26 protein-coding genes are annotated in these 25,800 nt (G+C 49.1%); 17 read left to right on the forward strand and 9 right to left on the reverse strand.

All coding sequences use genetic code 11. The annotated features are described in order from the left end of the window. The first annotated feature begins 16 nt into the window (after positions 1–16). The 3 genes from dltC (at position 17) to MY7_RS16735 (ending at position 2,707) form a co-directional block, all read left to right on the forward strand. On the forward strand, positions 17–253 hold the full coding sequence (gene dltC, locus MY7_RS16725; RefSeq protein ID WP_003150875.1) for a D-alanine--poly(phosphoribitol) ligase subunit 2: 237 nt from the start codon (positions 17–19) through the stop codon (positions 251–253). Then, entirely contained in the window at positions 254–1,432 is a 1,179-nt protein-coding gene (gene dltD / locus MY7_RS16730; protein WP_007614648.1) for a D-alanyl-lipoteichoic acid biosynthesis protein DltD, read from the forward strand. 183 nt (positions 1,433–1,615) lie between these two features. Continuing rightward, positions 1,616–2,707 (forward strand): branched-chain amino acid aminotransferase, encoded by a 1,092-nt coding sequence (locus tag MY7_RS16735; protein WP_029325756.1) that lies wholly within the window; start codon positions 1,616–1,618, stop codon positions 2,705–2,707. A gap of 40 nt (positions 2,708–2,747) precedes the next feature. Here the strand turns inward: MY7_RS16735 and licH are convergent, their stop codons facing one another. The 7 genes from licH to MY7_RS16765 all read right to left on the reverse strand — a co-directional run bounded on the left by licH (position 2,748) and on the right by MY7_RS16765 (position 9,083). Further along, positions 2,748–4,076 carry a 6-phospho-beta-glucosidase LicH gene (licH, locus tag MY7_RS16740; protein ID WP_007614651.1) on the reverse strand — a complete coding sequence of 443 codons (1,329 nt, stop codon included), beginning with the start codon at positions 4,074–4,076 and terminating at the stop codon, positions 2,748–2,750. Next, positions 4,073–4,405 (reverse strand): PTS lichenan transporter subunit IIA, encoded by a 333-nt coding sequence (licA, locus tag MY7_RS16745; protein WP_003150867.1) that lies wholly within the window; start codon positions 4,403–4,405, stop codon positions 4,073–4,075. Before licA ends, licH begins: the two co-directional genes overlap by 4 nt. Positions 4,406–4,423: 18 nt before the next feature. Further along, a complete protein-coding gene (gene celB, locus MY7_RS16750; RefSeq protein ID WP_007614652.1) occupies positions 4,424–5,782 on the reverse strand; it encodes a PTS cellobiose transporter subunit IIC in 1,359 nt (452 codons plus the stop codon). A 15-nt stretch (positions 5,783–5,797) separates the two neighbouring features. Further along, entirely contained in the window at positions 5,798–6,106 is a 309-nt protein-coding gene (gene licB, locus MY7_RS16755; RefSeq protein ID WP_003150863.1) for a PTS lichenan transporter subunit IIB, read from the reverse strand. A gap of 98 nt (positions 6,107–6,204) precedes the next feature. After that, the gene (gene licR / locus MY7_RS16760) at positions 6,205–8,160 is read right to left on the reverse strand and encodes a transcriptional regulator LicR (protein ID WP_007614653.1); all 1,956 of its coding nucleotides are present in this window, start codon (positions 8,158–8,160) and stop codon (positions 6,205–6,207) included. 146 nt (positions 8,161–8,306) lie between these two features. Further along, positions 8,307–8,441 carry a hypothetical protein gene (locus tag MY7_RS20050; RefSeq protein ID WP_369719122.1) on the reverse strand — a complete coding sequence of 45 codons (135 nt, stop codon included), beginning with the start codon at positions 8,439–8,441 and terminating at the stop codon, positions 8,307–8,309. 51 nt (positions 8,442–8,492) lie between these two features. Next, positions 8,493–9,083 (reverse strand): DNA-3-methyladenine glycosylase, encoded by a 591-nt coding sequence (locus tag MY7_RS16765; RefSeq protein ID WP_007614654.1) that lies wholly within the window; start codon positions 9,081–9,083, stop codon positions 8,493–8,495. A 242-nt stretch (positions 9,084–9,325) separates the two neighbouring features. Between MY7_RS16765 and MY7_RS16770 the strand changes: the two genes are divergently transcribed. The 13 genes from MY7_RS16770 (at position 9,326) to katX (ending at position 22,216) form a co-directional block, all read left to right on the forward strand. Then, positions 9,326–10,324, forward strand: a complete 999-nt coding sequence (locus MY7_RS16770) for a FecCD family ABC transporter permease (protein ID WP_050585487.1) — start codon at positions 9,326–9,328, stop codon at positions 10,322–10,324. Beyond that, positions 10,325–11,338 (forward strand): FecCD family ABC transporter permease, encoded by a 1,014-nt coding sequence (locus MY7_RS16775; RefSeq protein ID WP_007407745.1) that lies wholly within the window; start codon positions 10,325–10,327, stop codon positions 11,336–11,338. Between the two features lie 16 nt (positions 11,339–11,354). Beyond that, entirely contained in the window at positions 11,355–12,251 is an 897-nt protein-coding gene (locus MY7_RS16780; protein ID WP_007614657.1) for an ABC transporter substrate-binding protein, read from the forward strand. A 102-nt stretch (positions 12,252–12,353) separates the two neighbouring features. Next, positions 12,354–12,704: an ArsR/SmtB family transcription factor gene (locus MY7_RS16785; RefSeq protein ID WP_007614667.1), complete on the forward strand. Its 351-nt coding sequence runs from the start codon at positions 12,354–12,356 to the stop codon at positions 12,702–12,704. Positions 12,705–12,717: 13 nt separating this feature from the next. Then, positions 12,718–14,016, forward strand: a complete 1,299-nt coding sequence (locus tag MY7_RS16790) for an arsenical efflux pump membrane protein ArsB (RefSeq protein ID WP_007614668.1) — start codon at positions 12,718–12,720, stop codon at positions 14,014–14,016. 153 nt (positions 14,017–14,169) lie between these two features. After that, positions 14,170–14,481, forward strand: coding sequence for a PTS sugar transporter subunit IIB (locus tag MY7_RS16795; RefSeq protein WP_007614670.1), 312 nt, complete (start codon positions 14,170–14,172; stop codon positions 14,479–14,481). 14 nt (positions 14,482–14,495) lie between these two features. After that, positions 14,496–14,813: a PTS lactose/cellobiose transporter subunit IIA gene (locus MY7_RS16800; protein ID WP_007614672.1), complete on the forward strand. Its 318-nt coding sequence runs from the start codon at positions 14,496–14,498 to the stop codon at positions 14,811–14,813. An 18-nt stretch (positions 14,814–14,831) separates the two neighbouring features. Continuing rightward, positions 14,832–16,151, forward strand: a complete 1,320-nt coding sequence (celB, locus tag MY7_RS16805; protein WP_007614674.1) for a PTS cellobiose transporter subunit IIC — start codon at positions 14,832–14,834, stop codon at positions 16,149–16,151. Between the two features lie 29 nt (positions 16,152–16,180). Further along, entirely contained in the window at positions 16,181–17,581 is a 1,401-nt protein-coding gene (locus MY7_RS16810; protein WP_007614676.1) for a glycoside hydrolase family 1 protein, read from the forward strand. 19 nt (positions 17,582–17,600) lie between these two features. Then, entirely contained in the window at positions 17,601–18,482 is an 882-nt protein-coding gene (locus tag MY7_RS16815; RefSeq protein ID WP_007614678.1) for an ROK family protein, read from the forward strand. Next, a complete protein-coding gene (manA, locus tag MY7_RS16820) occupies positions 18,479–19,423 on the forward strand; it encodes a mannose-6-phosphate isomerase, class I (protein ID WP_007614679.1) in 945 nt (314 codons plus the stop codon). The genes MY7_RS16815 and manA overlap by 4 nt, the downstream gene beginning before the upstream one ends. 19 nt (positions 19,424–19,442) lie before the next feature. Beyond that, a complete protein-coding gene (locus MY7_RS16825) occupies positions 19,443–20,525 on the forward strand; it encodes a glycosyl hydrolase (RefSeq protein WP_007614682.1) in 1,083 nt (360 codons plus the stop codon). Between the two features lie 77 nt (positions 20,526–20,602). Continuing rightward, complete coding sequence (gene katX / locus MY7_RS16830; protein WP_007614684.1) at positions 20,603–22,216, forward strand: catalase KatX; 1,614 nt, start codon at positions 20,603–20,605, stop codon at positions 22,214–22,216. Positions 22,217–22,254: 38 nt separating this feature from the next. Here the strand turns inward: katX and MY7_RS16835 are convergent, their stop codons facing one another. After that, positions 22,255–23,241 carry a choloylglycine hydrolase family protein gene (locus MY7_RS16835; RefSeq protein WP_007614685.1) on the reverse strand — a complete coding sequence of 329 codons (987 nt, stop codon included), beginning with the start codon at positions 23,239–23,241 and terminating at the stop codon, positions 22,255–22,257. Between the two features lie 316 nt (positions 23,242–23,557). Here MY7_RS16835 and MY7_RS16840 point away from each other — a divergent pair, with 316 nt between their 5' ends. Continuing rightward, positions 23,558–24,916 (forward strand): purine-cytosine permease family protein, encoded by a 1,359-nt coding sequence (locus MY7_RS16840; RefSeq protein WP_007614687.1) that lies wholly within the window; start codon positions 23,558–23,560, stop codon positions 24,914–24,916. A gap of 13 nt (positions 24,917–24,929) precedes the next feature. Here MY7_RS16840 and MY7_RS16845 read toward each other — a convergent pair whose 3' ends face one another. Then, positions 24,930–25,760, reverse strand: coding sequence for an NAD(P)H-hydrate dehydratase (locus MY7_RS16845; protein ID WP_007614689.1), 831 nt, complete (start codon positions 25,758–25,760; stop codon positions 24,930–24,932). Between the last annotated feature and the right edge of the window lie 40 nt (positions 25,761–25,800).

Raw genomic sequence — 25,800 nt, forward strand, 5'->3', positions numbered from 1 at the left:
AGGAGATTGAAAACACATGGAATTTAAACAGGAAGTATTAGACGTATTAGCTGAAGTTTGTCAGGAGGACGCTGTGAAAGAAAATCCTGATATTGAAATCTTTGAAGAAGGACTGCTTGATTCTTTCGGAACTGTAGAACTGCTGGTCGCCATCGAAAACCGCTTCGGCATTACAGTGCCGATCACTGAATTTGACCGTGACGAGTGGAATACGCCAAACAACATTGTAAACAAACTGACTGAGTTGAAGTAAATGAAAAAGCGTTTCTTTGGACCAATTATTTTAGCGTTCGTCCTGTTTGTCGGAGCTATCGCAGTTCCGGCTTCATGGCTCACGCGCTTCATTCCTGAAAAACGTGTCGAAGAGTCGGCGGCAGCCTTAAATCCGAATATGTTCCAGGGGCTCTATCTGCAAAACAAAATGTTCGAAGACTCGAAGTATATGCCGATTTTCGGTTCTTCCGAGCTTTCAAGACTGGATGAGTTTCACCCGTCCAACTATTTCCAAGTAAACAACCAAGGCTTTTCGCCTTATCTTGTCGGAAAAGGCGGGGACCAATCCTTGATACACGCCGTGAACTTTGCGGCGCATTATCAGCAGCTGAAGGGCAAAAAACTGGTATTCATTGTTTCTCCGCAATGGTTTATCAAAAAAGGTTCTGATGAACAGCACTTTGCGCCGAATTTTTCATCACTTCAGGCATTGGATTTAGCATTTAATAACCAGATTGATCCCGCGGTCAAAAAGAATATGATGAAGCGCATGCTCCGTTTTAAAGTCGTTCAGCATGATGCCGTCCTTTCTGAATTGTACAAGGGAATGGTCAACGGACAATCATGGAAAGTGAAAGCGGTCATGCCGGCTGCCAAAGCTTATTATTCTCTGCTTGAGAAAAAAGATCTTTATTATTCAATGGGAGAAACCAAGGGCCCTGAACGGACGATCTCTGAAAACCTGAAAGGGAAATCGTGGTCAGAGTTAAAAACAGCCGCCGCTCAATTAGGAGAACGGAGCTCCAAGTCCAATCCTTTCTATATCGATGACGCTTCTTATAAAAAGATTAAGAAGAAAGTAAAGAGAGTGAAAGGAATCAACAAAGGAAGAACATACGCCAAATCAGTCGAATATCACGACTTTGAGGATATGCTGGACATTCTGAAAGATGCCGGCGCTGAGCCGATGTTCGTGGTTATTCCGGTCAACGGAAAATGGTATGACTACACCGGCTTCCCGAAAAAAGGCCGGACTGATTACTACAAAAAAGTCACTAAGCAAATTAAAGCGAAGGGCTTTCAGGTTGCCGACTTATCCGGGCACGAATATGATCCGTACTTTATGAAAGACACCATCCATATCGCCTGGAAGGGCTGGGTGTACGTCGATAAAGCAATGGAGCAGTTTTACAAAACCGGCAAGGTGACGGTTCACTGAGCACGGTGATAACAGAATACGTAAAAACGAACACGCAGGGGGCATTCTCTCCCCTGCTTTTTATGTGATTTGATTTTTTCACAAATTTGAGGAAAACTATTGCGAATATTTGTTGAAGGTATACAATAGAATATAAATTATTTTCAAATAAGTTTGACAATAACACCAATAGGGAGACAGAACATTATGAAACAAGATATTCGTGTTGAATTGACTTCAGCCAAAAAACCGAAACCGGACCCCCATGACCTTGCGTTCGGCAGAATTTTCACCGACCATATGTTTGTTATGGATTACGATGCTGATCAAGGCTGGTACGATCCGAGAATTATCCCTTATCAGTCCATCTCAATGGATCCTGCGGCTATGGTTTATCATTACGGCCAAACCGTTTTTGAAGGGCTTAAAGCGTATGTAACGAAGGATCAGGAAGTGCTTCTGTTCAGACCGGAGAAAAATATGGAGCGCCTGAACCAGTCAAATGACCGCCTTTGCATCCCGCTCATTGATGAAGAGCTTGTTCTTGAAGGCCTGAAACAGCTCGTAGCCATCGACAAAGACTGGATTCCGAAAGCGGAAGGCACTTCCCTTTATATCCGTCCGTTTATCATTGCGACTGAGCCTTTCCTCGGTGTAGCGGCATCCCATACGTACAAGCTGTTTATCATTCTTTCCCCGGTCGGCTCTTATTACAAAGAAGGCATTAAACCGGTAAAAATCGCCGTGGAAAACGAATTCGTGCGCGCCGTCAAAGGCGGCACCGGAAACGCGAAAACCGCCGGCAACTACGCATCAAGCCTGAAAGCGCAGCAGGTTGCGGAAGAGAAGGGATTTTCCCAGGTTTTATGGCTTGACGGCATTGAGAAAAAATACATCGAAGAAGTCGGCAGCATGAACATCTTCTTCAAAATCAGCGGCGAAATCGTGACGCCGGAGCTGAACGGAAGCATTCTTGAAGGAATTACGAGAAATTCCGTCATCACCCTTCTCAAACATTGGGGACTGACTGTGTCTGAGCGAAAGATTTCGATCGATGAAATCATCCAGGCGCATCGTGACGGCCGATTGGAAGAAACATTCGGAACCGGTACGGCGGCGGTCATTTCTCCGGTCGGCGAACTGATCTGGAATGATGAAAGTCTTGTCATCGGCAGCGGTGAAACCGGAGAGATCTCGAAGAAATTGTATGATACCATTACAGGCATTCAAAAAGGCGCGGAAGCCGACGTGTTCGGCTGGACGAAAGAAGTCGCCTCACTAAGCGAATCAAAATAAGCAAAAAACCCGGAAGCGAATCCGGGTTTTTTTACTGCTCTTATGCTTCAATCGACTTAAAGAAATGAGGCAGATGTTCTTTGTGGGCCTCAAGCATTTCATCCAGAATGGCCTTTGCCACGGAGTCTGACGGGACGAGAGGGTTGATCGTCATCGCAAGCAGCGCCGTTTGATAATCTCCCGTGACGGCTGCTTCAGCGGCGACGCGCTCAAATGATTTGATTTGCTGGACGAGTCCGCGGACAGACACCGGCAGATCACCGACGGCGATCGGTTTCGGACCGTCTTTCGTCATGACACAGTTCACTTCGACCGCTGAGTCATTCGGAATGCTGGCGATCGCGCCGTTGTTTATTGTATTGACGGGCTGGATATCATGTTTGTCGTTATAGATGGAGCTGATCAGGTTGCAGGCCGCATCACTGTAGTACGCTCCGCCCCGTTTTTCAAGCTGCGGCGGTTTGATGGCGAGATTCGGATCTTTGTACAGTTCGAACAGTTCTTTCTCAACCTTCTGCACGACCTCGGCGCGTGTGCCCTCCGTCTGTGACGCTTCTATTTCATGCTCGAGCATTTCGTTCGTTTTGAAATAATAGCGGTGGTAGCCGCAAGGAATCAGATCGAGCGCCTTCAGGAATTCAGGCTCCCATTCCGCGCCTGAAATATTTTTCATCGTCATGGCGTTTTCCGGGTCTCCCATGGCTTCAATGACTTGATCTTTCACGCTGACGCCGTCTAAGAAAACATCTAATCCGAAGACCATGTGATTCAGCCCGGCAAATTGCACTTCGATCCGGCTGACATCCACATCCAATGCTTTTGCGACGCCCATTTTAATGCCGATCGGCACATTGCAGAGACCGACGACTTTTATGAGATTCGAGTAGCGGAGCAAGGCCTCGGTAACCATGCCGGCAGGGTTTGTGAAATTCACGAGCCATGCATTCGGACAAAGCTCTTCGATGTCTTTCGCGATTTCCAGAATAACCGGGATGGTGCGCAGCCCTTTGAATAAACCGCCCGGACCGTTTGTCTCCTGGCCGATTACGCCGTATTTTAACGGAATCCGTTCATCTTTGGCGCGGGCCTCAAGAAGGCCGACGCGGAATTGAGTCGTTACGAAATCCGCATCCTTCAAAGCTTCTCTCCGGTCAAGCGTCAGGTGAATCTCTATCGGAACACCCGCTTTTTCGACCATGCGTTTTGCAAGCCTGCCGACGATATTGAGTTTTTTCTCGCCTTCAGGAATGTCGACGAGCCATAATTCTCTGACTGGCAGTTCCTCATAGCGCTTAATGATGCCTTCCACAAGCTCCGGTGTATAGCTTGAACCTCCGCCGATCGTTACAATTTTAATTCCTTTTGTCATATTTTTGCTCCCCCTTGCAGACTCACTTTTTCGTAAATCTCGACTAACTCAGCGGCCAAGTCTTTCACGGTCATGGCATTCATTAAATGATCTTGCGCATGCACCATCAAAAGCGTCATGTCTGTTTTTTCTCCGCCGGCTTCATTTTGGATCAATTCTGTCTGATAATGATGGGCTTCGGTCAGTTCCCTTGCGGCTTCCTGAAGCTTTTCTTCCGCCATGGCTCTGTCCCCCCGCTTTGCGGCGGCAATGGCTTCCATTGATGCGCTTCTGCCGTTGCCGCCATGCAGGATGATCTGAAAAATGGTCTGTTCCATTTTTTCATTCATGTGTTTCACTCCCTTTCTCTACAGCACGGCTTTTTCGTCTCCCTGTATGGCTGGCGCCTGCGATTGTTCAAGTTCGTTTTCTTCTTTCAGCTTTTGCGAATCCCACATTCTGAAGAACGGATAGTACACGATAAAGGCTGTGATGATATTAATCGCCTGCATGACAGCCCCTGATATTTTTCCGCCCGTGGCAAGATAGCCGGAGAAAATCGGCGGCATCGTCCATGGGACGGCAATGCCGGCAGGTTTGGCGACGAGGCCAGTGCTCATGCCGATATAGGTAAAGACCAGTGTGACAAGCGGTGTGATAATGAACGGAATGAGAAGCATCGGGTTCATGACGATCGGCATTCCGAAAATAATCGGCTCATTAATATTAAAGACGGCCGGCCCGATGGCGAGTTTCCCAAGCTGCTTCATCTGCTTGCTTCGCGAACGGAGAAACATGGTGACCACGAGCGCCAGTGTCGCGCCGCTTCCGCCGATGTTGATCCAGATTTCAAAAAACTGCTGGGTGAAAATATTCGGAAGCGCATCGCCCGCCTGAAACGCAATCCGGTTGGCATCCATCGCTCCGAACCAGATCGGCGCCATGACGCCGCCGACTATGTTCGCCCCGTGTAATCCGCACGCCCACAAGAGCATTTGAACCGCTTCGGCTATCAGGCTTCCGCCGAGACTTCCCCCAAGAATCGAGAGCGGCGTCCCCAGTACAACGCTTACAATGTTATGAAGACTTTCAAACGGCGTCGCTTCGACAATTAAACGCGCGCCCCAGATCAGAAAGATGACGGCAAAGCCGGGAATTAAAGCGACAAATGATTTGCTGACCGCCGGAGGCACGCCGTCCGGCATTTTGAAGACGAAATTCCGCTGGATGATCAGGCGGTAAATTTCCGTCGACAGCATGGCGATGATCATCGCGACAAACAGCCCTTTGCTTCCCATGAGAGACAGCGGGATGCCGCCGCCCACCATGATTTCCTCTTTGGCGCCGGAAGGCAGAAACGGAACTTTGTACGGCGTTGCCAAGAGAAACGCCGCCAAAGATATCGCACCGGCCGATAATGCGTCCACCCCGTATTTTTCGGCCAGGCGGTAGGCGATTCCGAAAGCGGCGACAAGACCCATGATTTCAAAGGTCGCATCAACCGGATATTGCAGTTTTTGAGACCAGGCGCTTCCGAACGTCTTTGCCATGAAATCCGCATATCCCGGAATCGGCAGGTTGCCGATGATCAGAAAAAACGAACCGATGATGATAAGCGGCATGGTGAGGATGATCCCGTCACGCAATGCTTGCAGATGCCGCTGGGAGGCAATTTTTCCGGCAATGGGCATGACTTTCTCTTCTAAAAACTGGTTCACCTTATTCACACGGCCCGCCCCTTTCTACGATGCGTTTCCGAGCTGTTCCGCTGATTTCAGAACCTCCGCTCCGTTGCACGTGCCGTAATGGACGGTATTGATGACTTCAACCGGCACTCCTTTTGATTCACCCAATTTTTTCAGCTGCGGAAGCAAATAACGGACTTGAGGCCCAAGCAGCAATACGTCCGCTTTATCAATATGCTGGTTGACTGAATCGCCTGACACCGCCCAGATTTTATATTCTTTTCCTTGTTCCTGCGCGCTTTTTTCCATCTTGGTGACGAGTAAGCTTGTTGACATCCCTGCTGCACAAACGAGTAATATATTCATGTAAAAGACCTCCTGAAAGTTTGATATTTTGTATGTCTCGATGTTAATACCATCATATTATGAAATCGCTTTCATAACTACTCAGGCTTTTTCCGCTGCTAACGGAAAAAAGGTGTATCCCGGTCTTTCTCTGATCGTTTGTCTCTGAATACTCGTAAAACCTCCTGATAGGTTGTGCATTTTAAGAGACGGCTTACCGCGGCCGGATCATCTAACATCCCGCCGAGCCATTTGTACATATGCTGGAGGTCGGCTTTGCTTTCTTTCTCGACGCAGAGCAGGCAGACAAATTGGACACGCTTATCCGCCCAGTCAATCGGCTTCTTCAGCGTGCATACCGCCCAAAACGTCGTGTCTGTCTGCGGAACGAGCGGGTGCGGAATTGCCGTAAGATTGCCGAAACTCGTAGGAGAAATCGCTTCCCTTTCAAAAATAGAATCGGTCAGGGAATCAGAAGCGAGGCCGGCTTCTGCAACCTGCTGTCCGAGAAAACGGATGACGTCCTCCTTCGTCTCCAGATCCTGCTGCAAAAATACCAGCTCCGGTTTCAGAAAGTTCAATTGTTCCCGCTTTTCTTCCAGCATGGCGTCGATTTTTGTAAAATCGCCGCCGCCCAACAGCGTCTGAACCTTTAATACGGGAACGGGCAGGTCTTTTTTGATCGGCACTGTGCTGACCACAAAATCAATCGACTCAAAGGAAAGCTGGTCAAGGCTGCAGTAATCAGCCGTTCCGACGATTTCAAGACGCTTTGCGAACCGGGAACGGAGCTTTTCTCTTAAAAGCTGCGCGCTGCCGGCGCCGGACGCACAGACAATCAGACAGCGCTTAGGCGGCCGTTCCGTCTTTCTCCTTTCGATGGCGGCTCCGAAATGAAGCGCCAAATATCCGATCTCATTTTCATGAATATCAATGCCGGTTTGCTCCTTGATCACGATTCCCGCAATCACTCCCGCTTCAAATGCGAGCGGATAATTTTCCTTTATGGCGGAGAGCATCGGGTTTCTCAGGTTCATTCCGTACCGGTTTCGGTTAATCGCCGGCTTAATGTGGAGCGCAAGACCCGCTTTCAGCTCATTGTCGTCCGTGATTCCGAGCTTCAGCTCCCGCTCAATGGCTTCAATCATGGCCTCCGTCAAACGGCTGGTTTCCCCGTCTATCAGCCTTGTAAGCTCTTTTCCTTCCAGTTGTGACTGGGTCATGCGCTTTGTCCCGAGCAGGTGAATGGCGATATAGGCGGTTTCCTGTTCGGGAAAGGTGACCGAAAGCGCAGATTCAAGCTCTTTTACGATGGCTTCCGCTGACTGATATTCTGTTTCAAGCTTAATATCATGAAGATCTTCCGGAATGAGAGATACATAGTTTTCTGTCCGGATTCGTTTGCAGGCAATGGCGATATGGATGATGAGATTGTTCAGGCCGAAGAAAGAAAGCGGGATCTTATGGTTTCGAACCTGCTTCATAATGGCTGTGCGGATCACATGAATGTCGTCTTTCGGCAGAATACCGGCCTTTTCACTCAGGAGATCAGGCTCAGGCTCGCGGTCGTCCACTAAGTATTCCGCCATACAATAACGGAGGCGGAGCTCTTCGCCGCGCAGCTTAAAGCCGTAGTTCGGCCTTGTTTCCAAAATGATGTCATAGGGGCGGAGCCGTTTTTTGACTTCTTTTAAATCAGATTGAAGTGTGGATTTACTGATGAACAGTTCTTCCGCCAAGTCATCCAGCTTGAGGTAGCCGTCGGTCAGAAGCATTCTTTTCATAAGGTAATCTATCCGTTCATCGGGAAAAATCGGCACGGTGCTGTTCTGCTGGAAATTGTCCTGAAGCCAGTTTTTAAACGGCTGTTCATTCCGGATCAGCAGCTTATAGCCGCTCCCTCTGACAGATTGAATGGATGCGCCGTGTTTTTCTACAATGGTTTGCAGTTCCTTTATGTCATTGCGGACCGTCCGCGTCGTTACCTTTACATTTGCAGCGATGACTGAGCTTGTAACCGGTGTTTCAGCAGCTAAAAGCAAGCGCAGAAGTTCACGAAGCCGCCCATGAAGCATGAGAAAAACCTCCTATCAGATCAGATGCAGACGTGAAAAATAGGCAAAAAGAATGAGGAAGGGGTAAATGTATGTAAATTCTATAATGGGGAGGATTTCAAGTCAATGCGGCAATCCGATGCCAAGCCCGTAAAAAAACAGCCGGATCAGCCGGCTGTTCGGGATGCGGACATGCGGTTCCGCTTAGATGCCTTCCGTTCTTTTATGATTTTTCTGATGATCGGATAGATGACGGGCGCCCATTTGATAATCGTTTTGAAAAATTTTTTCAATGTCTGAATCCCCTTTCTTTTACCTTGTCTTTCCCCTGTTATCAGCGGTTATAAACATGGTCAGCGTGAGACATACCGGTTCCCCGTCACCCAATAGCGCCACGGATAATCCCGGGCTTCTCTGCTGTTGTCAATCCCGATTCTCGGGCCTGTTGATATATGTTCAGGCGTAAAGCCCTCGGTAATATACAGCGGCGGTTCCGTGATCATGCCGCCGTAGTCGTTCATTGAAATGCCCATCGCTTTCGTCAGTTTTCCCGGGCCGTTTGTCCACTCTCTCGGGGGTCTGCCCGGTCTCCTGCTCTCCATCAGGAACTGTCCTTCATGAGGCTCCGCCGCCCTGATTAACACGGCCTGCGGAATGCCGATGTCCGCGGCGACGACGTTCATTAATGTATGAGTGTGCATGACGTATGTATAAATGCGGCCCGCCTCATGGAACATAATTTCCGTCCGTTTCGTGCGCCGGTTGCCGAAGCTGTGCGCCGCCCGGTCATCCGCTCCCATATAAGCTTCCGTTTCCACGATAAAACCTGAAGCCGTTCCCTCGTCCGTCTCCTTCACCAAAAGACAGCCGAGCAATAAAGGGGCAAGCTCCACTGACGGTCTCTGGTAAAATTCAATCGGCAAAGGCTTTCCTTCTCCCGCCATTTGCCTCCCTCCTTTCTGAATATAGCTATTTCCTCTTTCACGTTTTTCACTTCTTTTTTACAATATAAACATGAGAGAAAAAAAGGACATCATTGTTGAACGCTCTATTGCGTTTTGAAAATCGGCTCGGTATAATATGATGGTTCAAATGAAAATGATTCTCATATTCAATAAATACCGGACAATGATCATAAAAGTAGGTGAATTGATTTTTGAGCGATTCTGTCACGTCCGCAAACCGTCTGATCAGCATCTTAAAAAACGGGGTTTTCTTCCTGATCGCGGTGATCGGGCTGCTTGTATCTATTTTTTTCGCCGTCTCATTCGGCGCGAAAGACATTACTTTACATACGGTTTGGTCGGCTGTTGCTGATTACAATCCGAACATAACGGGCCAGCAGATCATTCATGAATTGCGTCTTCCGAGGGTGCTCGGGGCGGCCGTTACAGGAGCCGCTTTTGCCGCAGCCGGCGCCCTCATGCAGGGTGTCACGAGAAATCCGCTTGCCGATTCGGGCGTCTTAGGCGTAAACGCGGGCGCCATGTTTGTTGTTGCGCTCAGCTTTGCTTTTTTCCCTCATTTGTCATACACCCTGCTGATGGTGATGTCATTTTTGGGAGCACTGGCAAGCACCGGCTTGATTTTCTTTATCAGTGCGGCGGGAAAAGGCAGCATGACACCTTTAAAGGTGACGCTTGCCGGAGCGGTCGTGGCCGCTCTTTTACATTCACTCAGTACCGGTGTGGCGATTTATTACGATTTAAGCCAGGATTTGGCCTTCTGGTACGCCGGCGGGGTGTCAGGGATCAAGTGGGCTCATTTACAAGTCCTTGTCCCCGTGATTGCGGTCTTCATCATTCTCGCGACATTCATGGGCCGGTCCGTCACCCTTCTCTCAATGGGAAATGACGTGGCGGCGAATTTAGGGGTGAACACGGCTCTGACGCGTGCCGCCGGATTAATGATCGCCGTCGTTCTTGCCGGTGTGTCTGTTTCCGCTGCCGGCGCGATCGGCTTTGTCGGGCTGGTTATTCCCCATATCGCGCGAAAGATCGTCGGCGTTACGTACAGGCTGATTATTCCGATGTCCGCGTTACTCGGCGCGATTCTATTGATTTTGGCTGACCTGGCCTCACGCACGGTCAGTCCCCCGAGGGAATTGGCGATAGGCATTATGGTCGCACTTGTCGGTGTCCCTTTCTTTCTTTATATTGCCCGCAAGGAAGGGAGAGACTTATAAATGAAAGTGCAGAAAGAAACAAAAAAAGCGGCGGCAGCAGGACTCATTCTGCTGGTCATCGCCGTTTGCATTATTCTGATCGGGCTGCATACGGGCTCATTCCGGCTTTCTCCTCTCACGGTGGGAAAAACGCTGTTCGGATACGGCACGTTTCAAAGCACAACCGTTTTATTCGATTACCGGCTTCCCCGGATTCTGGTGACGATGCTGGCCGGCATCGGTTTAGGAGTGTCGGGCGCTATTTTGCAGGGTGTATCCCGAAATCCGCTTGCCGATCCGGGCATTCTCGGACTGCATGCCGGCGCTTCCTTCGGTTTGATGATGTATATCACATTCTTTCATTCTTTGGAGGCGCAGGCGTCGATGTTCATCCCGCTGTTTACGTTTGCGGGCGGAACACTCGCCGCTCTGCTGATCGTAGTGCTTACGTACGACAGGCTGAACGGTTTTTTAACGATCCGCATGCTGTTAGTCGGAATCGCCGTTTCCGCGGGCTTCAGCGCCGTTACATTGTTTATGTCGCTGCGCCTGAATGAAGAAACCTATACATTCGCTTCCCGCTGGCTGGTGGGAAACGTCTGGGGCAGGGATTGGATTCACGTGTGGTCGCTATTGCCCTGGATCGGCATTCTCGCACCGCTTGCATGGCTGAACGCCCGGTCTTTGAATATTTTAATGCTCGGTGACCAGGCAGCCGCGGGGCTCGGCGCACACGTGCAGAGAAAAAGGATCATGCTGATCGCCATAGCGGTCGGCTTGTCCTGCGCGAGCGTTGCGATGGCCGGGGGAATCGGCTTTATCGGCTTTGCCGCCCCTCACTTGGCAAGACGGCTCGTCGGCACCATGCATCAGCATATTATTCCGATTGCAGGATTAATCGGACTTGTCATTCTTGTCGCGGCAGACACCATCGGCCGGTCTTTGTTTCAGCCGAACGCCATTCCGGCCGGCGTGGTTGCTGCAGCCATCGGCGCGCCGTATTTTCTCTATCTCGTCATGAAAATCAAATCATAAAACAAGGAGTATTCCCATGAAAAAAATAATTGCGCTCATCAGTTTCATGTGTATTTTCTTATTGGCTGCCTGCCAATCCGATTCAACACAGCCGGAGTCAAAAAAGAAATCCGGCGATCATAAAATCGCTTCGATGTCCATTCACCTGACAAATGATCTGCTGGCTCTCGGCGTTACACCGGCCGGTTCCGTCGTGGGCGGAGAATTAAAAGATTTTCTCCCTCATGTGAAAAATCAGCTGAAAGACACGAAAAAACTCGGCCCTGCCTCAGACCCGGATATGGAAGCTTTACTTGAGCTGAATCCAGACAACATTTATCTTGATAAAGAATTTGCGGGAAAAGATGTGTCAAAATACAAGAAAATCGGAAACACACACGTTTTCGACCTTGATAAAGGCACTTGGCGCGATCATTTAAAAGACATCGGAAAAATCGTCAACCGTGAAAAAGAAGCGAAAACTTTTATTCAAGATTACGAAGATGAAACAAAACAAGTCAGATCCATGATGAATAAGGAATTAGGGAAAAACGCCAAAGTCATGGCGATCCGCGTGAACGCAAAAGAGCTTCGCGTCTTCAGCACACGCCGCCCGATGGGACCGATTCTGTTTGACGATCTGAAGCTGAAACCGGCTGATGGCATTAAAGAAATGAACACTTCCCGCCCTTATGAAGTCATTTCTCAAGAAGTGCTGCCTGATTACAACGCAGATGCGATTTTCGTCGTCGTTAACAGAGACGACAAGTCACAGCAAGCTTATAAAGAATTGCAAAAAAGCGCTGTATGGAAAGGGCTGAAGGCCGTGAAAGCAAACCACGTCTATAAAATTGCCGATCAGCCTTGGCTTGATTATTCAGCACTGGGAAATAAATTAGCAATGGATGAAGCGAAAAAACTGTTCCAAAAATAAACATGAGCCGGTTTTGCAAAAAGTGCAAGACCGGCTTTTTTATATTGCCGTTTACTTATATAAACATCTGCTTATATAATAGTGTGAAAAAGGAGTGAGCGCATGGAACGGCGGCATCATGCTTTAAGTTCCGAAGGGATCAGCCAGTGCCTCAAGCTTCTAAGCGACCGGACGAGGCTTTTGATTCTGAAGCTTCTGGAGGATAAGGAATATTGTGTCTGCGAGCTGACGGCTATTTTTGATATAAGTCAGCCCGGCATCAGCCAGCACTTGCGGAAATTAAAGAACGCCGGCCTTGTGCGGGAAAGACGCGAGGGCCAGTGGCGGTACTATGCCATTCATCCGTCCGGTCCGGAATACGCGCTGGTTTGCTCGATTCTGCAGCAGATAGATGAAAAGGACGAAGTTTTACAGACATTGCGGCAAAAAGAAGTCACTGTTACATGCCGGTAAGGGGGATATATTCTTGGGAGTTGCGGTTTTATCAGCGCTGATTTTTGTGCTGACACTTGTGTTTGTCATATGGCAGCCGAAACATGTATCAATCGGCTGGTCTGCCTGCGGCGGAGCGGTCCTCGCTTTGATCGCCGGAGCAGTCAGCCTGCACGATATCGCGGAAGTGACGGGAATCGTCTGGAATGCGACACTTGCCTTTATCGCCATTATTATCATTTCATTGATTCTTGACAGCATCGGTTTTTTTGAATGGGCCGCGCTGCATATGGCCATGGCGGCCAAAGGCAGCGGGCTGCGGATGTTTCTCTATGTGTCGGTCTTAGGGGCTGTTGTCTCCGCCCTGTTTGCCAATGACGGAGCGGCGCTCATTTTGACGCCGATCGTACTGGCGATGGTGCGGGCTTTGAATTTACCTGAAAAGCTGGTTTTTCCGTTTATTATCGCCGGAGGATTCATCGCCGACACCACCTCGCTTCCGCTCGTTGTAAGCAATTTGGTCAATATTGTATCCGCCGATTACTTTCATATCGGGTACATTGAATATGCATCACGCATGCTGGTGCCCAACCTTTTTTCTCTGGCGGCAAGCATTTTGGTGCTGTATCTCTATTTCAGAAAAAACATTCCGAAACGGTATGACACCGGTCTTGTGAAACATCCGGCATCCGCGATTAAGGATGAACGCCTTTTCCGGTTATCGTGGGCTGTGCTGGCCGTTTTATTGATCGGATATTTCGTCAGCGAACTGCTGTCGATACCCGTTTCCTTCGTTGCCGGCTCCATCGCGGTCATTTTTCTCATTCTGGCGCAGCGAAGCCCCGCCGTCCCTGCGAAACAAGTCATCAAGGACGCCCCGTGGGCCATCGTGTTTTTTTCTGTCGGCATGTATGTTGTCGTGTACAGCTTGCGGAATGCCGGACTGACGGATCTTCTTTCTCAGCTTATTCAGAAAGCGGCGGATCACGGTTTGTTTGCGGGCACACTCGGAATGGGGTTTATCGCTGCGATCCTCTCCTCCGTTATGAATAACCTGCCGACGGTGATGATTGACGCCATAGCCATCAGCGGAACGGACACTCACGGGCTGCTGAGAGAAGCATTGATTTACGCGAATGTTATCGGTTCTGACCTCGGGCCGAAAATCACGCCGATCGGGTCGCTGGCGACATTGTTATGGCTCCACGTGCTGAGCCGGAAAAACGTGAAAATTTCCTGGGGAATGTATTTCAAGACAGGTCTGATATTAACCATTCCGACGTTATTTATCACCCTGATCGGACTCTATTTATGGCTGTTATGGCTCGCTTGAGATGAAAAACCTTTTAAGTTGAATCTTAAAAGGTTTTTTTGTGTCAAAAATCCGAAAAGTAAAACTTTTATATTTTAAAAGTATAGACATTTAATTTAAAAAGATTATAATATTCATGAAAACGTTTTAACTTTACGAAAGAAGGGATTCCTCATGAAAAGAATTTTATTAGCCTGCAGCTCAGGCATGTCCACCAGCCTTCTTGTCACGAAAATGCAGAATTACGCCCGCTCCATCGGTGAGGAGGCCGAGATTTGGGCAGTCGGACAGGATAAAGCAAAAGAAGCGATGAAAGACGCAGACGTCGTACTGATCGGCCCGCAGATGAGTTTTTTAAAAGGCGAGCTTCAAAAAGAGGCGGACCCGCTTCACATCACCGTTGATGTGATTGATATGATGGCATACGGCATGGGAGACGGCAAAAAAGCATACGAACAGGCCGTTGCCTTGATAGAGAACAAATAAAGGAGGCGATAAGCATGGAAACGTACACGGATGAACAGATCAGTTTTCAGCTGATTCTTCACAGCGGCAATGCCCGCAGCAATATTATTCAATCGATACGCGCATATAAAGACGGCCGGACAGATGAGTCAGGCACCTTTCTGACAAAGGCTGAAGAAGAACTGGGGAAAGCGCATGACATCCATTTTCAGATGATTCAAAAAGAAGCCGGCGGCGCCAAGACGGCTGTCTCTCTGCTTTTTATGCATGCTGAAGACCACTTAATGTCAGCGCTTTCAATGAAAGAGCTCGTTAAAGAAATGCTCGACTTATTTCAATCAAAAAATTTATAGAAAGCCGGGGGTGAAGACGTGTTTGAGAAAATCAGCCAATTCCTTATTCCGATCGCTGGCAAATTAAACAATAACCGCTACCTGCAAGTCTTACGGGATGCTTTTATGCTGGCGTTTCCGCTGACCATTTTCGGTTCGGTGTTCGTCGTGCTGACGAACCTGCCGTTTTTAAACAAAATCATGAGCAGCTCCGCACTGTCTGTCTTTCAATCCGGATTTGGCGGCGCTTCGACGGCGACGATGGGGATTATGTCCATTTTTGTCGTCTTCGGGATCGGCTATTACCTTTCCAAAAGCTACGAAGTGGAGGCCGTATTCGGCGGAGCGATCGCATTGGTTTCTTTTCTGCTGCTCACCCCGTTCGTCTTAGAGCCGGAAACGGGCAAAGCGGTCGCAGGCGTCATTCCGGTTGACCGGCTTGGAGCAAAAGGGATGTTTCTCGGCATGATAACCGCTTTTTTGTCAGGTGAAATCTACAGAAGAATCGTCCAGAGAAACTTAACGATTAAGATGCCTGCCGGTGTTCCTCCGGCTGTTGCTAAATCGTTCGCCGCATTGATTCCGGCTTTTATCACGCTTACCGTCTTCCTCTTGATCAATGCGGCTGTCACCCAGATCTTTCACACCAATCTGCATGAAGTCATTTATCATACGGTTCAAGCCCCGCTTGTCGGACTTGGAAGCGGCATCATTCCTACATTAATCGCTGTTTTCTTTATTCAGATTTTATGGTTTTTCGGACTTCACGGACAAATCATTATCAATTCCGTGATGGACCCGATTTGGAATACATTACAGGTCGAAAATTTGGCTGCGTATACAGCGGGAAAAGAGATTCCCCATATTATTTCTAAGCCGTTTATGGAGATTTACACCGTCGGAATGGGCGGAACCGGAATGACATTGGCCATAGTGATCGCCATCTTGCTTTTTATGAAAAGCAAACAGATGAAACAGATATCCAAACTCGGTCTTGCGCCGGGCATTTTCAATGTCAATGAGCCGGTTATTTTCGGTTTGCCGATCGTGATGAACCCGATCATTATCATTCCGTGGGTGATCGCGCCGATGGTTGTCACCCTTGTCACCTACCTGGCCATGTCGGTGGGGATCGTGCCCCCTCCTACCGGCGTGACCGTGCCTTGGACCGTCCCCCTATTCATTAACGGGATTATGGCGACCAATTCCGTTATGGGCGGCATTATGCAGCTGGTCAACCTCTGTATTGTGTTTGTCATCTGGCTCCCGTTTCTTAAAGCGCTGGACAAATTAAACATGGCAAAGGAAAAAGAAGCTGAGACCGAGCAGCATGCCCGGGATAACAGCATGAGTATGTAATCAAAATCGCAGTAAGGGAGAGAAATCAATTGACTGAATCAAATATTCAATATCGTTTTCCGGAAGGATTCTGGTGGGGGTCTTCCGCCTCCGCCACCCAAACAGAAGGCGCCGCCGCCAGAGACGGAAAAAGCCAAAACATATGGGATTACTGGTATGAAAAAGAGCCGAGCCGTTTTTTTAACGGCGTCGGTCCCGGCGACACGTCACGTTTTTACGATCAATACAAGGAGGATATCCGGCTGATGAAAGAAATCGGCCACAACTCCTTCCGGCTGTCTATTTCCTGGTCAAGATTGATTCCGGACGGAACTGGCGAGGTCAATCAGAAAGCGGTCGCGTTTTATCAGGACGTCATCGATGAAATGCTTGCCCATCATATTGAGCCGTTTGTCAATTTGTTTCACTTTGACATGCCGCTCGCCCTTCAGCGTAAGGGGGGCTGGGTCAGCCGGAATACCGTTGACGCGTTTGAACATTACGCCAAAACATGCTTTTCGCTATTCGGTGACAAGGTGAAAAAATGGTTCACTCACAACGAGCCGATTGTGCCGATTGAAGGCGGCTACTTATACGACTTTCACTACCCGAATCACGTTAATTTTCAAGAAGCGGTGCAGGCCGGCTTCCATACCCTGCTGTCGAATGCAAGGGCTGTCAAAGCCTACAGAGAATTGAAACAGGACGGACAAATCGGAATCATTCTGAATCTGACGCCTTCTTATCCGAGAAGCTCACATCCTGAAGATGTCAAAGCGTCTCGGATTGCCGACGCCTTTTTCAACCGCTCATTTTTAGATCCCGCCGTAAAGGGCGAATTTCCTGAGGAGCTTGTCGAGATTCTCAAGGCGGAAGGCTTTCTGCCGCGTTATGAGAAAGAAGATCTCCGCCTCATTCAGGAGCATACGGTTGACCTGTTAGGCGTGAACTACTACCAGCCGAGGCGCGTCAAGGCAAAAGAACATGTTCCGAATCCGCATGCCCCTTTCCTGCCTGAGCGTTTCTTCGATCCGTATGTCATGCCCGGCCGGAAAATGAACCCTCATCGCGGGTGGGAAATTTACGAAAAAGGAATCTATGACATTCTCACCAATCTCAGAGAAAATTACGGAAATATCGAGTGTTTTATTTCTGAGAACGGCATGGGAGTAGAAGGCGAGGAACGCTTCCGCGATGAAAACGGCATCATTCAGGATGATTACAGGATTGAATTTATCCAGGAACATCTGAAATGGGTGCATCGGGCCATCGGAGAAGGTTCAAATGTAAAAGGCTATCACCTGTGGACTTTCATGGACAACTGGTCTTGGACAAACGCTTATAAAAACCGCTACGGCTTTGTATCTGTCAATCTGGAAAACGGGGGCGAACGGACTGTCAAAAAAAGCGGCCGTTGGTTCAAAGCCGTTTCCGATCAAAACGGATTTTAACAGATGAGGAGGGACGGCCATGCTTGGAGGTATTGAAGCCGGCGGCACGAAATTTGTCTGTGCCGCCGGACAAAGAGACGGCACCATTCTGGACAGAGCAGAGTTTCCGACGGGAGAACCGGATGACACACTCAGAGAGGTGATCCGTTACTTTAAAGATTTCCCGATAGACGCCATCGGCATCGGGTCGTTCGGACCGATTGATATCCGTCCAGACAGTCAAACATACGGGTGCATCACCGCGACGCCGAAGACAGCCTGGCGGAACTGCCCTATTCTTCACACGATCAAAAGCGCTCTGGATATTCCCGCAGGCTTCACCACCGACGTTAATGCGGCGGCGCTTGGAGAAGCTTCTTTCGGCGCGGCCAAAAACGCGGACAGCTGCCTCTATTTGACGGTCGGCACAGGCATCGGCGCGGGCGCCATCATGAACGGCAGATTTGTTCAAGGGCTGTCTCACCCTGAAATGGGCCACATTTATGTCAGAAGACATCCGGACGACGGCTACAAAGGCAATTGTCCTTACCATACAGATTGTCTGGAAGGCCTCGCGGCAGGCCCCGCCATTGAGAAACGCTGGGGGAAAAAAGCATTTCTGCTGACGGATCAGCAGGAAGTGTGGGAGCTTGAGGGCTATTATATTGCCGAAGCGCTTGTGCAGTATATTCTCATACTTTCGCCGGAAAAGATCATTCTCGGCGGGGGCGTCATGAAGCAGCATCAGCTGTTCTCTTCTATCCGTCAGCACGTGAAAAAGCAGCTGAATCAATATATTGATCTGCCCGATATTGAAAAATACATCGTTCCCCCTCAATTAGGGATTCACTCCGGCGCGGCCGGTTCGCTCGTATTGGCGGAGCAGGCCTTAGAAGCGGCAAACCGGGAGGCGGGAAAATGACGAAGCTCTTATTTTTGGAACCGGTTTTTAAAGAAAGATTATGGGGCGGGACGAAGCTGCGCGATACATTCGGGTATGAGATTCCTTCTGAGCGGACGGGAGAGTGCTGGGCGATTTCAGCTCATCCGCACGGCACATCCATCGTGCGGAACGGGCCTTTTTCCGGAACATCATTACACCGTCTCTGGAATGAACACCCTGAACTGTTCGGACAGCCGAAAGAAGACGCTTTTCCCCTGCTCACAAAAATTCTTGACGCAAATATGGACTTATCCGTACAGGTGCATCCGGATGACGCATATGCACATCGGCATGAAAACGGAGAACTCGGAAAAACGGAATGCTGGTACATATTGGACTGCAAAAAAGACGCGGAGCTCATTTTAGGGCATCGCGCCCAAACAAGAGAAGACTTCGTTCGGCTCATTGAACGAAACGAGTGGGATCACCTGCTCCGCCGCATCCCCATTAAACCCGGCGACTTTTTCTATGTCCCGAGCGGCACACTGCACGCTTTATGTGAAGGTACGCTCGTTCTTGAAATCCAGCAAAGCTCTGATGCCACCTACCGGCTTTACGACTATGACCGGACGGATGGGAACGGGAATAAACGCGAGCTTCATCTTCAGAAAGCAATTGACGTAACAGAGATTCCGCATACCGATGAAAAAGTAAAAAGCACAAAGCATCGGATCGGAGATGCTCTCATTACAATACTCGCAGAGACACCGTTCTTTTCAGTTTATCAATGGAATGTGAGCGGGAAAGCATCATTCCCCGCCCCCGGCCGGTATTTACTCGCAAGCGTCATTAAAGGACGCGGAGAACTGGATGGATGCCCCGTTCACAAAGGCGATCACTTTATCGTGCCGGCGGATTCCGGAGATTTTGTTATAGAAGGAGATTGTGAGGTTATCGTTTCACATCCTTCATCACCCTAAAAATCAGGAGGTCTTTTATATGCTCAAAAAGTTAGCAGTCTGCCTGTCTATCGTTTTATTACTCTTAGGAGCCGCCAGTCCGATATCGGCTCACACCGTTTATCCCGTCAATCCAAATGCCCAGCAGACGACAAAAGATATCATGAACTGGCTGGCGCACCTGCCCAACCGTTCAGAAAACAGGGTCATGTCCGGGGCGTTCGGCGGGTACAGCGATGTCACTTTTTCAATGACAGAGGAAAACCGCTTGAAAAACGCGACGGGACAGTCTCCCGCCATCTACGGCTGTGACTATGGGAGAGGATGGCTTGAAACAGCGGATATCACCGATTCTATCGATTACAGCTGCAACAGCAGCTTAATCTCATACTGGAAAAGCGGCGGCCTCCCTCAGGTCAGCCTGCATCTCGCAAATCCGGCTTTTCCATCCGGAAACTATAAAACGGCCATCTCAAACAGCCAGTACAAAAACATCCTGGACCCTTCAACTGTTGAAGGAAAACGCCTTGAGGCGCTGCTCAGCAAAATCGCCGACGGCCTTACTCAGCTGAAAAATCAAGGCGTCACCGTTCTGTTCAGACCGCTGCATGAAATGAACGGCGAGTGGTTCTGGTGGGGGCTGACAGGCTACAACCAAAAAGACAATGAAAGAATCTCACTGTACAAAGAGCTTTACAAGAAGATATACCGCTATATGACAGAGACAAGAGGATTGGATAACCTTTTGTGGGTGTATTCGCCGGATGCCAACAGAGACTTTAAAACAGACTTCTACCCAGGCTCATCTTATGTGGATATTACCGGTCTGGACGCTTACTTCACTGATCCGTATGCGATATCAGGCTATGATGAAATGCTGTCTCTGAAAAAACCGTTTGCCTTTGCCGAAACCGGTCCGTCCGGCAATATCGGAAGCTTTGATTATGCTGCTTTTATCAATGCGATCAGGCAAAAGTATCCCGAGACAACGTACTTTTTGACATGGGATGAACAATTAAGTCCGGCGGCCAATCAAGGCGCGCAAAGCCTTTATCAAAACAGCTGGACGCTGAACAAGGGCGAAATATGGAACGGCGGGTCCTTGACGCCGATTGCGGAATAACTGCTTCTTTTAAAAATCGGTTTTAAGAAACGGCTCTGCTGGGCATATTGTTACCGTTCAAAAAGGAGGGTTCAACAATGGAAAATAACAAAAACAGCGAAGAAACGCTTTCCAGTAAAACGACCGGTAAAGGCGAGTCAGAAGACACGCTGACAAACCGGCAGGGCCATCCGGTCACTGACAACCAGAATGTCAGGACAGTCGGCAATAGAGGACCGACGACATTGGAGAATTATGATTTTTTGGAGAAAATCAGCCACTTTGACCGCGAACGGATTCCCGAGCGCGTCGTTCACGCGCGCGGCGCCGGGGCACACGGATACTTTGAGGCGTACGGAAGTTTTGGAGACGAGGAGATTTCTACATACACAAGAGCGAAAGTGTTTCAAAAGAAAGGAATGAAAACTCCGGCGTTTGTACGGTTTTCTACCGTCAACCACGGAAAGCATTCCCCGGAAACATTGCGTGATCCCCGGGGTTTTGCCGTTAAGCTTTATACCGAAGACGGCAACTGGGATCTGGTCGGCAACAACCTGAAAATCTTTTTTATCCGTGATCCGCTGAAGTTCCCGGATCTTGTGCACGCATTTCAGCCTGATCCTGTTACGAACATTCAGAACGGCGAGCGTATTTTCGACTTCATTTCCCAATCACCGGAAGCGACTCATATGATCACTTTCTTGTTTTCGCCTTGGGGCATCCCGGCCAACTACCGACAGATGCAGGGCTCAGGCGTCCATGCCTACAAATGGGTCAATGAAGAAGGTAAAGCCGTGCTCGTTAAATATCACTTTGAACCGAAACAAGGCATCCGCAACCTGACACAGAAGGAAGCGGAAGAGATTCAGGGGAAAAACTTTAACCATGCGACACAGGATTTGTATGAAGCGATTGAAAAAGGCGATTACCCTGAATGGGAAGTGTATGCGCAAATCATGACTGATGACGAACACCCCGAGCTGGATTTTGATCCGCTTGATCCGACCAAGCTGTGGTATAAAAACGATTTCCCTTGGAAGCCGATCGGTAAATTGGTTCTGAACAAAAACCCGGAAAACTACCATGCCGAGGTGGAACAGGCCTCATTCGGAACGGGCGTGCTTGTGGACGGCCTTGATTTTTCAGATGACAAATTACTTCAGGGGCGGACATTCGCCTATTCAGATACCCAGCGGTACCGGGTCGGCGCAAATTACCTGCAGCTTCCGATCAACTCGCCGAAAAAGCATGTCGCCACCAACCAGGAAGGCGGGCAAATGCAGTATCGGGTCGATCGGGCAGAAGGACAAAACCCGCACGTCAACTATGAGCCGTCCATTATGGGAGGACTCAACGAAGCAAAGCAGGATGGGAAAGACCATACACCTCATGTCGAAGGCGATGTGAAGCGGGAAGCGATCGACCGGTCGAATAATTTCGGCCAAGCCGGTGAAACGTACCGCAGATTTTCGGAATTTGAACGGAACGAATTGATCACAAACTTGGTCAATACGCTTTCTTCCTGCCGGAAAGACATTCAGGATCAAATGATTGAGAATTTCACAAAAGCAGATCCGGACTACGGAAAACGTGTTGCGGAAGGGCTGAAAAAAGCCTCCGAAAGCAACAGCGGCGGGCCGATCGGCACTACAGATACGGCACAAGCCGCAAAACAGGCTGAACAGGAAAGCCATCCGTCTGATCCGTATTAAATAAAAAAACAGGACAATCGCGTCCTGTTTTTTTTGAGCTAATTCAGCTCCTGTATATTCTGCTCCGCCGCGGCCGCAAATACTTTCGGCTCCGGACGGTCAAGATCTTCATGGAATAAACTTACTTTGTGAATCTGCCGGTTGTCGTACAGATGAAAGTAGTAGTTCCCGGTGTCACAGCACATGACCGACGTATACTGCGTATAATCAATTTCATTCTCCTCTGTGATCACCGCGCCTTTTGGAATATTCACATTGGACAGCACGTGAAAAGCGGCCGTAACGCCATCCGTTTCATGAGCGGCAGGCTCTAAATGCTCTTTCAGATAAGCGGCTCTGATGAATCGGGATGGCGGCGTGTAATCACCGGGAAGCCCGATCGTTCCAGATCCTTGGCCGAAAGCGGTTAATGTCATTCCGCCCAATGTTTTGCTTTCTGACTGCTGCGGCCTGATTCCGATATAATGGCGCAGATTGGTCACATGCCAAGGAAATTCCGGACTGTTGGTCATCACTCCGGGTTGGTTGTCATATACTTTCATTCCCTCCGGTGTCGGCTCGATGACAATGCAGCCGCCCGTGCGGTCTGATAAAATCCAATGAAGAGGCAGCACCGTATCCAATAACATTAACTTCTTCTCTACAATCGTCAGCATTGAGAGCTTTTCCTTTATGTCTTCAAGAGATTCACAGTTTGATAAGGCCCAGGTGACAAACTCATGAGGAGCGATGTGACAGGTGCCCTCCCGTTCCGCTTTCTCGTATCCCGCAAAGCCCGGAAAATACAGCGTCGCACACGACAGCCCTTTTTCATTTACGCCATCGGCAAACAGAACATTGCCGAGATTTCTCCCCATGCCGATAAATGCGTATTTCGTCTTATGCATCCTGCCGTCAGCTTCGCTTTTCCAGCTGTACTGACGAGGGTAAAGCACGACGTCCGTACCGAGCTGAAATGCAAAATCCATCGTTCGCGCCAATAGGTGATTACCGTCTGTCGTTTTCAATGTAAGACTTGTACACATATCATCAATCCCCTTTTCATTAATGAAATTTACACAAAGTAAACTATTCTTTCAGCTTAACGAATAATGGCTCCATTCGTCAAAAGATTGACACATTTCTTCTTAATACATATTAGTCCGTAAGCATATCCATGCCTTTTAAACTCTGGCAAATCGTTTTGGCGGCAGTGTTTGTACCGTTTTTCAAAAAAACTTTTGAACGGCTTGTCAGCGAGGCTTTACAATGTTTTCCTGCATGCTGGAATTTGTAAACGGCAGGTCAATCTGTTAAGCTATGTCTTTATGTTAAAGAAGAACATACGGAGGAGATTATCTATTGAAAGTAGAAAGGCGAACGATTGAACATATTCCGCATGACGAAAGACACGGAAAGGCTAAAGATTTATTCCCCGTCTGGTTCGGGGCTAATATGCATATTACGACGTTAGTCACAGGCACACTGCCCGTTACAATGGGACTCGATCTCTTTTGGAGTATCGCCGCCATTATTATCGGGACCTTTATCGGCGCAATCTTTATGGCGTCTCATTCCGCACAAGGACCTCAGCTCGGAATTCCGCAAATGATTCAAAGCCGCGCGCAATTCGGCGTGATCGGAGCGATTCTGCCCCTCTTTTTGGTCATGTTTATCTACCTGGGCTTCTTTGCGAGCAGTACAATTCTCGCAGCCGGTACACTGAGCAGCTTTGTACCGATTCCGGCTTCATGGTGTATTATCGGCTTAAGCGCCATCTGTTTTTTACTCACGATCTACGGTCATGATCTGATTCACAAAATGCAGAAAATCCTCTCTTGGACCTCCTTTGCCGTTTTTTTTGCTGCAACGATTCTTATTTTTCAACTGCCGATTCCTTCAGGAAGCTGGGTGCCCGGCTCATTAGATCTGCCTGTTTTTCTGGTGGCGGTCAGCGCGGTGGCCACATGGCAGCTGGCATATGCGCCATATGTCGCAGATTATTCCCGTTATCTGCCGGTCAAAACACCGGCATCGCATACCTTTTGGTACAGCTACGCAGGTACGTCAGTCAGTTCCATCTGGATGATGCTTCTCGGCGCCATTTTGACGACGGCGCTCCCGGAATTTACCGCTAATGCGGGAAATGAGATTGTCCGATTATTCGGTCCGTTTTCCTTTATTATGCTGATCATTGTCCTGTTCGGGCAAATGGCGATCAACGTCTTTAATTTATACGGAGCCTTTATGTCAACGACGACTACTTTGGAGCCGTTTTTAAAACTGAAGGTGACGCCGAATACGAGAGTGGTAATGATCCTTTGTGTGACGGCAGCGGGTACTGTATTAAGCCTCTTGGGCCAAAGCAATTTCATGGAACTGTTTTTAAATTTCATCTTTTTCATCAGTTATTTCTTAATTCCATGGACGGCGATCAACCTCGTGGATTACTATTTTATCCGACGCGGAAAATACCACGTCAAATCGATGTTTGACGTCAACGGACAATATGGCAGGGTCAATTGGATTACAGCGGCCGCCTTCGTTTTGTCGATTATATTAGAAATCCCGTTCATCAATACATCCTTTTACATCGGACCGCTCGCTGAAATATTCGGCGGAGGCGACATTGCCTGGGTCATCGGCCTGGCCGTTCCGTCGTTGCTGTATTATGTCCTGATGAAATCAAGGGTAAAACAACAAGAGGCGCCTTCCCTATGAAGACGCCTTTTCTTTATTCATATTCCTTCCATACACGCGGCAGCAGTTCAGAAAGTTCGTGCGCCAATAAGGTATGGGCGGAGCGCTCTTTCGTCCATAATTCCGCACATTCGCCGTGAAGGCGGACGGCGTTCAATACGGCATGTTTCGGGTCTTGATGACAGCACAGCATGCCGAGAATCATTCCCGTCAGCGTGTCGCCGGTCCCCCCTTTTGCAAGCGCGCCGTTTCCGGTTGTATTTCTGCGGCATTCCCCGTCGGGAAAAGCGATAATGGTTTCGTTTCCTTTCAGGACAATCGTGGCGTGAAGCCGCTCCGCCCATTCCGCGGCATATCCCGCTCTGTTCTGCTGAATCTCTTGAATCGGAAGGCCTGTCATTCTGGAAAATTCGCCGGGATGAGGCGTCAAGATCACAGGGGCTTTCCTCTTTGGATAGGTTCTTTTCGTAATGGCGCCCGCGTCCAGTATGACGGGATAATCGGCAGAAAGCAGCTGATCAGCCGCCTGCTGCACTTCGTCTGTTTGAGGAAGGCCCGGCCCGATGGCAGCGGCCCGGACGGTTTCCCCGGACTGGCCCGCCGCGGCTTTTTTCCAGCCGTCCCGCCAGTACGTCGCTTCCGGCAGCACCGGGACGATAAGCGGAATGACGCCTGCCGATGTACCGATGACGAGCTTGCCGACACCGCTTCTCATCGCGCCCAATCCGGCCAGAAGGGCGGCTCCCGGCATGTCATCGCTCCCGGCCAGCAATAACGCCGTCCCGAACGTTCCTTTATGGCTGTCTGCCTCCCGTTTCGGCAGCGTATCTTTCACATCCTGTTCCGTCCAATCCATTATATTCATCTCTGTACCTCCTCTTCTGTCTCCTATTTATATTCCAAAC

Origin of the sequence: Bacillus sp. 5B6, from assembly GCF_000259405.1 — a bacterium.
Taxonomy (GTDB): domain Bacteria; phylum Bacillota; class Bacilli; order Bacillales; family Bacillaceae; genus Bacillus; species Bacillus velezensis.